This is a genomic window from Tenacibaculum aiptasiae (assembly GCF_965221665.1).
GTDB classification, from domain to species: domain Bacteria; phylum Bacteroidota; class Bacteroidia; order Flavobacteriales; family Flavobacteriaceae; genus Polaribacter; species Polaribacter aiptasiae.
The window spans coordinates 267,311-278,490 of sequence record NZ_CBDCSN010000003.1 but is presented as its reverse complement, the minus strand read 5'-3'; the positions used below and the strand labels follow the sequence as shown (position 1 = coordinate 278,490).

The window sequence follows — 11,180 nt, the reverse complement described above, 5'->3', positions numbered from 1 at the left end:
TGTTAAATTATGGTTCAATTAAATATTTAACTGAATAATCCATATACTTTTTCTTATTACCAACCCATCTGTCAACAATAATTCCTTTTTTATCAATTAAAAAGAAAACAGGGTACTGATCTATATCATAAATCTTCTTTATTTTTTCCTTTTCATCAACATTCCAAATTGTTGCACTCTTAAAATCTATTTTTAAGCGTTTTGCAATTTTATACCAAGTATCCTTTTTTTCATCTCCGTGCACAGAAATTACTTTTAAATCTGAAGGATACTTTTGTTGAAGTTTATCCATGTGTGGATATGTTTTCCAACAAGGTCCACAATAGGTTGCTGTAAAGTTTAACAATACATTCTTCTTATTCTTATACTGAGATAATTTAATTCGTTTTTTTGATTTCACATCATATCCTGTAAAATCAACAGCTTTACTTCCTACATCAATTTTTTGACTCATTAATTGAAAACAGGAACTAAACATTAATAAACATGTAAAAAATATACGTAATTTTTTCTTCATTGGAGATAAGGGAATTTTATATTAATAATATTTAGCAAACATATTAAAACTCAAGCATAATTTATAATTACATCCTTGAGTTTTTAATCTTTTAACACTATTGAAACCTATTTACAAGGTTTCTTGTACTTTATTCAATTGATTAATCTACAGCTTTTAAGCTTAAATCTAAATTATAAACAGAGTGCGTTAAAGCTCCTGATGAAATGAAATCAACTCCACATTCTGCATATTCTCTGATTGTTTTCTCATTAATTCCACCTGAAGATTCCGTTAAACATTTATCGCCAATTAACGCTACAGCTTTACGTGTATCTTCATAATTAAAGTTATCTATTAAAATTCTGTATACACCTTCATTTGATAAAATTTCTTCAATTTCTTCCAAACTACGGGCTTCAACTATAATTTTAATATCTAAATCTTTCTCCGCTAAGTACTTTTGAGTTTTGGTAATTGCTTGAGTTATTCCCCCAGCAAAATCTATATGATTATCTTTAATCATAACCATATCGTATAAAGCAAATCGGTGATTTTCTCCACCACCTATTTTTACCGCCCATTTTTCCAATGCACGTATACCTGGAGTAGTTTTACGAGTATCTAATACTTTTGTTTTTGTTCCCTCTAATAAGTTTGCAAAAAACTTAGTTTTTGTTGCAATAGCACTCATACGTTGCATAGCATTTAATACTAAACGCTCTGCCATTAAAATAGATTGTGATTTTCCTGAAACATAAAAAACAATGTCTCCATATTCAACTTCATCCCCATCATTGATTAATGTTTCCACCTCTAAGGTTTCGTCTACATAACTAAAAACCTTTTTAGCAAACTCTACTCCTGCTATTATTCCTTTGTCTTTTACTAGTAGTTTTGCTTTTCCAGTTGCATCAGATGGTATACAAGATAATGAAGTATGATCACCATCTCCTATATCTTCTCGTATTGCATTTTTTATAATTAAATCTAACTCTTTATTAAATTGTTCTTTTGAAATCATAGTACTCTAATTCTTGATGTAAAAATACTACTTTCATCAAGAATTAGACAATACTATATAAAAAGTTCAAAATGTAATATTATTACGAAAAATTACCTCCAAAATAATGAATGGTAATACATACTAAACGCTTTGCTTTTTTTAATCTATTGTTCATTGCATACCAATGAGCTACATCCATTAAAAACTTTACCATAAAGTTATTTGAATGTTGTTTTCTTAATTTATAGATATAGTATGGTACTCTTAAATCTCCTTTTTTGTATGTTGTTTGGGTATATTCTTGTAATGCTTCTAAATAAGAAAAACCATGCTCTTTGGTTGGTTCTATTTGTGTTCCTTCTCCAAAATCATTCCATGTAGCTATCTGGATAAAATCAACAGGGTGCCTTAATGATTCATCAAACGATTCTTTAAACACATCAACTCCTCTTCCTTCTAAACTCCAATCATCATCAGTTGGCGATTTCCATCCTCCCTCTATATAAAAATCATCAAATCTTGGATAAGCTACTCCTCCAACAATATCTTTATTAAAGTCTACATTATTCAAATAATAACCTGACAATGTAGTTAAATGATTTCTATCAATCCAAGCATATTCTCCCGATGTATTAGTACTACCTAATGTAGTAGAGGCGTTCCATAACGACAACAAACTCATATTAGTATTTATTGAATTTAAAATAGTGGTCCAATCAACAGGATCGTCAATATAACTAGGACCAAAAACCATTAATAATGGATTATTTTCTATCCGAACATAATTTTCTTTCGATAAATATTTATCTTCTATATATCTTAAATCTCCTACCGCTTGAGTAATTTGTAATTGAGTTAAACTCCTAGCTTGTTCTCTCACCACTCTATCTTCATACATCACTGCAAAATCTAAATTAGTTTTGTCTAATTCCGAAACAAAACTTTCCATTCCTTGTTTTATTTCTTCAAAATCCAATACATCTCTTTTCCCATACCAATCAAAAATTACCCCATTAACTCCTGCTAATTTCATTAATAATAAATGATATTGTTGTAAGTCTTTATCTTTTGTTGAATAGGGTCCTATCAACGGATAATAATGTGAAGCAATTTCCCTTTCTCCTTCTGAATTAATAATATCAGGATTTTTATTTGTCATTGTCCAGTGTTGCCCCCAATCTCCATCTATTTGTGAAGATCTAAACCAAGGCATATAATGTACTAATATTGGTTTTTCGGAAGTTCTTTTTGCTGATTTTGGTACAGTAGTACTACGACTGAGCATATTTTTTTCTTCTTCTTCAAGTATTTTTTCTAAATCATAATCTCCTAAGTTTTTCATCCAATCCTCATAGTAATCTATTTTTTGGGGGGATTCTTGTAAACTTTTATTTTCTTCAACTAGGCTTTCTTCGTTACATGAAATGACGAATAAAATCGACAAAACAAGTAACGTTTTTTTTAATAAACGTACTTTCATTTTTTCTTTAACTTTTTAATAAACAAACAATTAGCTCTTATAAAGATATTTAAAAAAAGTTTTTTAACAGTATAAAAAATTGTCTTTTTTTGATTTAATTTTGTCTTTCGAAACAATTTATAATGAAAATAAAATTACTTGCCATTGGTAAAACCGATAATAAAAATCTAATTCAACTTATTGATGAATATCAAAAAAGGTTAAAACATTATGTTAAGTTTGAATTAGAAATTATTCCTGATATTAAAAACGTTAAAAACCTTAGTGAAACTCAACAAAAAGAAAAAGAAGGGCAGCTAATTTTATCAAAACTTCAAAATACAGATCAACTCATTTTACTAGACGATAAAGGAAAACATTTTACCTCTATTGAATTCTCACAATTTCTTCAAAAGAAAATGAATTCAGGAATTAAACAAATAGTACTTGTAATTGGTGGACCTTATGGTTTTTCTGAGGCTGTTTATCAAAAAGCTCAAGGAAAAATATCGCTATCTAAAATGACATTTTCTCATCAAATGATTCGTTTATTTATAGTTGAACAAATTTATCGTGGTTTTACTATTTTAAAAAATGAACCTTATCATCATGAATAATATAATTTTACATTCTCCAATACAGTTATTTATCTTGATTTAAAACTTTCAAAAAAAAGGTTAATATATTCATTAATAAAGTGTTTGGTATTGTAAAAAAAAGTATACTTTTGTCGCCCCTTGAAAAATATCTAGAAAATTACAACAAATAATTAAAATGAAAAATTTAAAAATTTTAGCAACCTTTATTCTTTTTGTTAATTTTTTCAGTTTACAGCAAATGTCTGCTCAAAACGATATTAAAAAATTAAAAATCGAAATAAAAAATAAAGAAAATCAAATCAGCGCTAACGAAGAGATTTTAGTTAGTGGTGTTAAAGCTTTAAAACGTGTAAAAGCAAATTTAGAAGATTTCAAAAAAAGTAAGAAAGCTACAAAAAGAGAAGTTAATAGAAAAGAAAGAATTGTAGCAAACATGCAAGAGAGATTAGGTAAACTAAACGCTCAACTAGAAAATCAAAAAAAAGGAGTAGCTTCTTTAAAAAGAAAACTAGCTAGAAAAACTAAGCGAAACACATCTAAAAATACTTCTAGTTCTCAAAAAACGGAAAATTCTGTAGTTGCAAACAATGATCAAAATGATTTAGCTTCTCGTAAACAAAAATTGGAAGCAGCTCGTAAAAAACTTGAAGAAGAACGCAAAGCTAAGGAGCTTGCTTATTTAAAAGAACAAGAAGCTTTACGCTTACAAGCTGAGAAATTAAAAGAATTAGATAATCAAATTAAAGCTGAAGAGAAATCTATCATTAAGGAAAAAAGTACTTTAATTAGTGATTTAGAAGACGATATTAGTATTAATGAAGAGATTTTAACTAGTAGTAAAGAAGGTTTAGATAAAATGAAAGCAAAACTAGAAGCTGCTAAAAATGATCCTTCAACTTCTAAAGAAAGTATTTCTCGTAAAGAATCTATTATTATTAAAATTGAAAAGCGTTTAAGCAAAATTCAAAGTGAAATAGATGCTAAAAAAGCAGAATTAATCAAATTAAAAGGGTAAAACAACTTTTAATTTGACAAAAAAGCGAAACTTTATTTGAATAAAGTTTCGCTTTTTTTATTCTTTCATTTTAAGTTCTCAGCTACTTTTTTGCTAACTTATATAGTACAATTACTTCTATTACAACTGTAGGAATTAAAAAAACAGCTCCAAGAGACGCTAGAACAATGGTAGCCAAGCAAACCCCAGTTATTATTTCCATAATTCCATTTATCTGAATTAAGGTTCCTAATTTATCTTTCAATCTTAATAAACTTAATCCAAAAATAATTTGGATAGCTCCAAAAACAACAAACTCTACTATTCCGGTTATAACTATCGTTTCATTAGATGAATTTATTAGAAATATATCATGTATTTCTGAAACTACGTAAGCAATCATCATAACGTAAACTACAATTTCTAATAACTTGTATGTATATATTTTTGCTATTCTTAAAAAGCCTGTAAAGAAAATTACAAAAGCCGCAGAAGAAATTACTTTAACAACAGTGTATAATATTTTGTTTAAGGTTGATGTATCTTCTGTAAATTGATATATATCAGCAATAGTTTCTATAAAACCAAAAACAAAATATACTATTCCAAACACCCAAGCTAAATTCAATACTTTTCGGTCTTGAATAGTTAATTCAGTTTCTTCTTTAAAGGTATTTATATCTGCATCTAATGCCTGTAATATTGTTTTTATTGTAAAACTTCTTGGAGTTGTTTCACCTGCTTCTATCCTTTGAATAGTTCGAACATTAATATTACATTTTTCTACTAATTCTTCTTGAGTAAGTCCCTTTTGTTTTCTTAACTCTAAAATCTTTTTTCCTAACTCTGGCTGTTTCATGGTAAGTAAATTTTCATTTTTCATACAATGTTACTTTTGATTTTCTTTTTGGTGAAACTTTTTAATTGATTTTAACCCGACATTTATACGACTTTCCTTTATTTACAACACCTACAGCCTTTTCTATTTTTTTAGAAAAACTATAAATATTAATTACAAAGATGATAAAAAATGATACATTTGTTAACACAAACACGCAATAAATGAAACTTGTTTTCGCCACAAATAATTTAAACAAACTAGCCGAAGTACAAAAAATGCTTCCAAATTCTATTGAATTACTTTCTTTAAAAGACATTAATTGTTTTGATGATATTAAAGAAACTGCAACTACTTTAGAAGGAAATGCAATTATTAAAGCTAATTATATTACACAAAAATTTAAGCTTAATTGTTTTGCTGATGATACTGGCTTGGAAGTTGAAAGTCTCAATGGAGCTCCAGGTGTCTACTCTGCTCGTTATTCTGGCATACCTGCAAACGCAGAAAATAACATGCAAAAACTATTAACTGAATTAGATGGTGAAAATAACAGACTAGCTCAATTTAGAACTTCTATTTGTTTAAACTTAAATGGAGAACAGTTTTTATTTAATGGTATTTGCAAAGGTGAAATTTTAACTCAAAAACAAGGTGAAAAAGGTTTTGGTTACGATCCAATTTTTCAACCAGAAGGATATGAACAATCTTTTGCTCAAATGACTTCAGAAGAAAAAAATAAAATCAGTCATCGAGGTTTAGCTATTCAAAAACTTGTTGATTTTTTAAAGAAATGATAAAAGGTAAGAAAACATATACACAATATTTTTTACTGCTATTTGTTTTACTAATCATTTTCTTGTTTTTAAACATTAGTTTAGGATCTGTTTCCATTCCTTTTAAAGATATTTTCAATTCGTTAACTGGCGGTATTGCCTCTAAAAATAGCTGGCAAACTATCATTTTAAATTTTAGATTACCTAAGGCTATTACAGCAATTATGGTTGGTTCTGGGTTATCTATTTGTGGATTATTAATGCAAACTTTATTTAGAAATCCATTAGCTGGTCCGTTTGTTTTAGGAATTTCCTCAGGTGCTAGTTTAGGTGTTGCACTACTTATTTTAGGAGCTGGTTTATTTGGTAATTTTCTTACAACACTTGCTTTTTCTAATTGGGGAACAGCTGTTGCTGCTAGTTTAGGATCTTTTTTAATTTTAACTTTAGTAATTATTGCTGCCAATAGAGTTCGAAACACTATGTCTATCCTTATAATTGGTCTAATGTTTGGTTCCTTAACTTCAGCTATAATAAGTGTACTATCCTATTTTAGTGAAGCTGAACAAATACAACAATATATGTTTTGGAGTTTTGGAAGTTTAGGAAATTTAACTTGGACTGAACTCACTGTTTTTGGAATAATTTATACTATTGGTATTCTTGGAACTTTTACAATTATCAAGCCTTTAAACAGTTTTTTATTAGGTGAAAACTACGCTAAAAGCCTAGGAATAAACATAAAAAGAAGCAGAACTATTATTTTACTAATTACCAGCTTATTAACTGGAGTTATTACAGCTTTTTCTGGGCCCATAGCTTTTATAGGATTGGCGGTTCCTCACATAGCAAAAATCTTTTTTTCTACATCCAATCATAAAACATTATTACCTGCTTCAGCATTAATCGGCGCTATTATATTATTAATTTGCGACTCTATTGCTCAATTACCCACAAGTGAGTTTACATTACCTATCAATGCTATTACTTCATTATTTGGAGCTCCAATTGTAATTTGGCTTTTAATTAGAAAAAAGAAAATATACGTATAATTTGACCAATCTTAAAAAACATATCGTTCTTAAAACTGAAAACCTTTCCATAGGCTATCAAACCAAAAAGAAGCAAACTGCTATTGCTTCTGGTATTAATTTATCTGTAGAAAAGGGGAAATTTATTGCTTTGTTGGGTAAGAATGGAATTGGTAAGTCCACTTTATTACGTACACTTTCTAAAGTTCAAAAACCATTGGATGGTTCTATCGAAATCAATCAAAAAAATATTCTTAATTATTCTTATCAAGAATTAGCAACTTCTTTAAGTTTAGTTTTAACTGAACGCTTACCACAAAGTCAATTAACCGTTTTTGAATTGATTGCTTTAGGTCGTCAACCTTATACAAATTGGATAGATAAATTATCTAAAAACGATTTAAAAAAAATCCTGTGGGCCATAGAACAAACAGAAATTGTACATTTAAAAGATAAACTATTTCATGAATTAAGTGATGGACAATTACAACGTGTACTTATTGCTAGAGCTTTAGCACAAGATACCGAAATTATCATATTAGATGAACCTACAGCCCATTTAGATATTCACCATACTTTTAAGGTGTTTTCTCTGTTAAAAAAACTAGTTAAAAACACCAATAAAACTATTATCATATCTACTCATGAAGTAAACTTAGCAATTCAATTAGCGGATGAGTTTATTTTACTCTCTGAAAAACAAATATATAACGGAACATCAAAAGAATTAATCAAGCAAAATGCTTTTGAAGAATTGTTCCCAAAAGAGCTTATAAGTTTTAACAAAACATTAGAACAGTTCGTTATAAAGAAGAGTTAAATTTGGCTCTATGTAACATTATGTTATCAAAAACTAATCAAACCAAAACTTTAATTAAATTATATTAATGAGAAAATTATTTTATATCGCAGGTACTGCAGCCCTTGTAGCTTGTGGAGCTAGTAAAGAAACAGCAAGCACTGATAGCGATTTAAACATAGATTATGCTGAAAAATTTGCAAAAACCATTACAGCCAAGGATCTTGGAAAACATTTATTTGTATATGCTTCTGATGAATTTGAAGGACGTGATACAGGAGAACCAGGTCAGAAAAAAGCTGTTAAATATTTAAAAGATTTTTATGTAAACACAGGCATAGCATCTCCATTAGGAGGTGATGATTATTTCCAAGAGGTTCCTTCTGCTTACTTAAGCAATAATCGTCGAGGAATGAAATTAAAAGATTCTGAAAACGTAGTTGCTTTTATTAAAGGAAGCGAAAAACCTGATGAGATTGTAGTAATTTCTGCTCATTTAGATCATGAAGGTGTAAAAAACGGAGAAATTTACAATGGTGCTGATGATGATGGTTCAGGTACTGTTGCCATTTTAGAAATTGCTGAGGCATTTAAAAAAGCTGCAGACGCAGGTAAAGGACCTAAACGTTCTATCTTGTTTTTACACGTAACAGGCGAAGAAAAAGGTTTATTAGGTTCAAAATACTATACGGAAAACCCTATTTTTCCTTTAGCTAATACAGTTACAAATTTAAACATTGACATGGTAGGTAGAGTTGACAATCGTCACAAAGGAAACCCTAACTATGTATATTTAATTGGAGCTGATAAGTTAAGTACAGAATTACATAATATATCTGAGGCAATGAATAAAAAATATACAAACATTGATTTAGATTATAAATATAACGATGAAAACGATCCTAATCGTTTCTATTATCGTTCTGACCACTATAATTTCGCAAAACACAACATTCCTATTATATTTTATTTTAATGGGACGCATGCCGATTATCACCAACCAACGGATACCCCTGACAAAATTAATTATGAAATGTTAGAGAATAGAGCTCGTTTAGTTTTCCATACTGCTTGGGAAGTTGCGAATCGTGAGAACCGTATTGTTGTTGACAAAGCAGATACAACAAAATAATTAATTTTTTTTATAGAAAAAGCCTCTCCAAATTGATTTGGAGAGGCTTTTTCCTTTTTCTTACTCAAAACTTAACTAAGCTTTTAACTTTTCTTGGCTTTTCTTTTTGGTATATTTGTTAGCAATCAAAAAACAAAATCATGAAGAAAATCTTCTTAACTATAGTAACTTTTGCTACGTTGCTAGCTTCTTGTAAGCAAGAAAAAAAAGAAGCAGTAAAAAAAATTGTATCAGAAAATACTGAATTTAATCAGCTTTTAAAAGATTACAATGAAGGTAAATTACAGTTAAACCCTATTAATGCAACTTTTGCTGGAGACAACCGTTTTAATGATCAATTTCCAAACACATTGTCTGATGAATACCAAACAAAAAGCAACGAGTTTTACAACTCTTATAAAGCTAAATTAAACAATTTTAAAGATGCCGATTTAACAAAAAGTCAACAAATGAGTAAAGCTGTTTTAGCTTGGGATTGCGATATGGCATTGGCTCAAAATAGCTTTAAAAACGATTTATTAATGCCTATTAACCAAATGTGGACCGTTAACTTAACAATGGGTACATTAGGTAGCGGTAGTAGTGCTCAGCCTTTTAAAACAGTTAAAGATTACGAAAATTGGTTAAGCAGATTAAACAAATACAATACTTGGTTAATTTCAGCTGAAAAAAGAATGAAGCAAGGAATTAAAGAAGGATATGTACTTCCGCTTTCTTTAATAAAAAAAGTAATTCCTCAATTTGAAGGTTTAGCCACTGCAAAAGTAGAAGAAAACTTATTTTATTCTCCAATAAACAAATTCCCTGATAGCTTTTCGGATGAGGATAAAAAACAATTAAAGGAAGCATACACAAGTGCTTTAAAAGATAAACTAATACCGTCTTTTAAAGCAATGTATAACTTCTTAAAAACAGATTATTTAAAAGCTGGAAGAGAAAGTAGTGGAATATCTGATATTCCAAATGGAAAAGCTTACTACGATCATTCTATTAAAAACTATACCACTACAAATATGACTGCTGACGAAATCCATGAATTAGGATTGAAAGAAGTTGCTCGTATTTTAACTGAAATGGAAAAAGTAAAGGAACAAGTTGGTTTTAAAGGTAGTTTAAAAGAATTCTTCAATTTTGTTCGTGAAAACAAAGAATTAATGCCATACACTACTCCAAAGGAGATTATAGATAACTTCAATGCTATTCATGAAAAAATGAAGCCACAATTAGAAAAGTTATTTGGTAACAAACCAAAAACTCCTTTTGTTGTAAAACAAACAGAAAAATTCAGAGAAGCTTCTGCTAGTGCAGAATACAACCCAGGATCATTAGATGGAACTCGTCCAGGTGTTTTTTACACTCCTATTCCTGATGCTTCGAAGTACAATGTATTTTCTGATGAAGCTTTATTTTTACACGAAGCTATTCCTGGACATCACTATCAAATTTCACTAACTCAAGAAAATAAAGACTTACCTGATTTTAGAAAAACTTTATGGTACAGTGCTTATGGTGAAGGATGGGCGTTATATACTGAGAATTTAGGTAAAGAATTAGGATTATATACAGACCCTTATCAATATTTTGGAATGTTGGGTATGGAAATGCACCGTGCTATTCGTTTAGTTGTTGATACTGGTATGCATGCTAAAGGTTGGTCTCGTGAAAAAGCTATTCAATACTCTTTAGATAATGAAGCTGAAGGTGAAGCTAGTATTATTTCTGAAATAGAGCGTTATATGGCTAATCCTGGGCAAGCACTATCTTACAAAATTGGTCAATTAAAAATTAGAGAATTACGTGCTAAAGCTAAAAAAGAATTAGGCGATAAATTCGATATTAGAGAATTCCACAATCAAGTGTTAGAAACTGGATGTATACCTTTAGCCTTGTTAGAAAATAAAATCGATAATTGGATAGCCAATAAAAAGTAAGAGAAATCCTCTTTTATTGAAAGAAAACTTTATACTATTTAAAACATTAAAATCCATCTTAATTACTTTAAGGTGGATTTTTTGTTTCTCATTCGGAAAACCAAACAAGCATTTCGGAA

Annotated in this window: 11 protein-coding genes; 7 read left to right on the top strand and 4 right to left on the bottom strand. The window is 29.1% G+C overall.

Annotated elements, in window-relative coordinates; genetic code table 11:
• Positions 1–7: 7 nt before the first annotated feature.
• From ACOQN8_RS12980 to ACOQN8_RS12970, 3 genes are all read right to left on the bottom strand, one after another.
• Entirely contained in the window at positions 8–454 is a 447-nt protein-coding gene (locus tag ACOQN8_RS12980) for a TlpA family protein disulfide reductase (protein WP_175578667.1), read from the bottom strand.
• 205 nt (positions 455–659) lie between these two features.
• Positions 660–1,520 carry a carboxylating nicotinate-nucleotide diphosphorylase gene (gene nadC, locus ACOQN8_RS12975; protein ID WP_150899108.1) on the bottom strand — a complete coding sequence of 287 codons (861 nt, stop codon included), beginning with the start codon at positions 1,518–1,520 and terminating at the stop codon, positions 660–662.
• 82 nt (positions 1,521–1,602) lie between these two features.
• Positions 1,603–2,946, bottom strand: coding sequence for a glycoside hydrolase family 99 protein (locus ACOQN8_RS12970; protein WP_420553008.1), 1,344 nt, complete (start codon positions 2,944–2,946; stop codon positions 1,603–1,605).
• A gap of 158 nt (positions 2,947–3,104) precedes the next feature.
• Here ACOQN8_RS12970 and rlmH point away from each other — a divergent pair, with 158 nt between their 5' ends.
• Positions 3,105–3,578: a 23S rRNA (pseudouridine(1915)-N(3))-methyltransferase RlmH gene (rlmH, locus tag ACOQN8_RS12965; protein WP_420553007.1), complete on the top strand. Its 474-nt coding sequence runs from the start codon at positions 3,105–3,107 to the stop codon at positions 3,576–3,578.
• A gap of 157 nt (positions 3,579–3,735) precedes the next feature.
• The gene (locus tag ACOQN8_RS12960; RefSeq protein ID WP_420553006.1) at positions 3,736–4,575 is read left to right on the top strand and encodes a coiled-coil domain-containing protein; all 840 of its coding nucleotides are present in this window, start codon (positions 3,736–3,738) and stop codon (positions 4,573–4,575) included.
• Positions 4,576–4,657: 82 nt separating this feature from the next.
• On the opposite strand, the gene ACOQN8_RS12955 is transcribed toward ACOQN8_RS12960, so the two are convergent.
• Positions 4,658–5,437, bottom strand: a complete 780-nt coding sequence (locus ACOQN8_RS12955; RefSeq protein ID WP_420553005.1) for a helix-turn-helix domain-containing protein — start codon at positions 5,435–5,437, stop codon at positions 4,658–4,660.
• 179 nt (positions 5,438–5,616) lie between these two features.
• Here ACOQN8_RS12955 and ACOQN8_RS12950 point away from each other — a divergent pair, with 179 nt between their 5' ends.
• From ACOQN8_RS12950 to ACOQN8_RS12930, 5 genes are all read left to right on the top strand, one after another.
• Positions 5,617–6,189, top strand: coding sequence for a non-canonical purine NTP diphosphatase (locus ACOQN8_RS12950; RefSeq protein WP_420553004.1), 573 nt, complete (start codon positions 5,617–5,619; stop codon positions 6,187–6,189).
• Entirely contained in the window at positions 6,186–7,220 is a 1,035-nt protein-coding gene (locus tag ACOQN8_RS12945) for a FecCD family ABC transporter permease (protein WP_420553003.1), read from the top strand. Before ACOQN8_RS12950 ends, ACOQN8_RS12945 begins: the two co-directional genes overlap by 4 nt.
• A gap of 1 nt (position 7,221) precedes the next feature.
• Positions 7,222–8,019 carry an ABC transporter ATP-binding protein gene (locus ACOQN8_RS12940; protein WP_420553002.1) on the top strand — a complete coding sequence of 266 codons (798 nt, stop codon included), beginning with the start codon at positions 7,222–7,224 and terminating at the stop codon, positions 8,017–8,019.
• 67 nt (positions 8,020–8,086) lie between these two features.
• Positions 8,087–9,130, top strand: coding sequence for a M28 family metallopeptidase (locus ACOQN8_RS12935; protein WP_420553001.1), 1,044 nt, complete (start codon positions 8,087–8,089; stop codon positions 9,128–9,130).
• Positions 9,131–9,270: 140 nt separating this feature from the next.
• Entirely contained in the window at positions 9,271–11,061 is a 1,791-nt protein-coding gene (locus ACOQN8_RS12930) for a DUF885 domain-containing protein (RefSeq protein WP_420553000.1), read from the top strand.
• Positions 11,062–11,180 lie beyond the last annotated feature (119 nt).

Bases quoted from the DNA above. Each gene is read 5' to 3' on its own strand.
- ACOQN8_RS12980 (WP_175578667.1), bottom strand. From the start codon at position 454: ATGAGTCAAAAAATTGATGTAGGAAGTAAAGCTGTTGATTTTACAGGA.
- nadC (WP_150899108.1), bottom strand. From the start codon at position 1,520: ATGATTTCAAAAGAACAATTTAATAAAGAGTTAGATTTAATTATAAAA.
- rlmH (WP_420553007.1), top strand. From the start codon at position 3,105: ATGAAAATAAAATTACTTGCCATTGGTAAAACCGATAATAAAAATCTA.
- ACOQN8_RS12960 (WP_420553006.1), top strand. From the start codon at position 3,736: ATGAAAAATTTAAAAATTTTAGCAACCTTTATTCTTTTTGTTAATTTT.
- ACOQN8_RS12955 (WP_420553005.1), bottom strand. From the start codon at position 5,437: ATGAAAAATGAAAATTTACTTACCATGAAACAGCCAGAGTTAGGAAAA.
- ACOQN8_RS12950 (WP_420553004.1), top strand. From the start codon at position 5,617: ATGAAACTTGTTTTCGCCACAAATAATTTAAACAAACTAGCCGAAGTA.
- ACOQN8_RS12945 (WP_420553003.1), top strand. From the start codon at position 6,186: ATGATAAAAGGTAAGAAAACATATACACAATATTTTTTACTGCTATTT.
- ACOQN8_RS12935 (WP_420553001.1), top strand. From the start codon at position 8,087: ATGAGAAAATTATTTTATATCGCAGGTACTGCAGCCCTTGTAGCTTGT.
- ACOQN8_RS12930 (WP_420553000.1), top strand. From the start codon at position 9,271: ATGAAGAAAATCTTCTTAACTATAGTAACTTTTGCTACGTTGCTAGCT.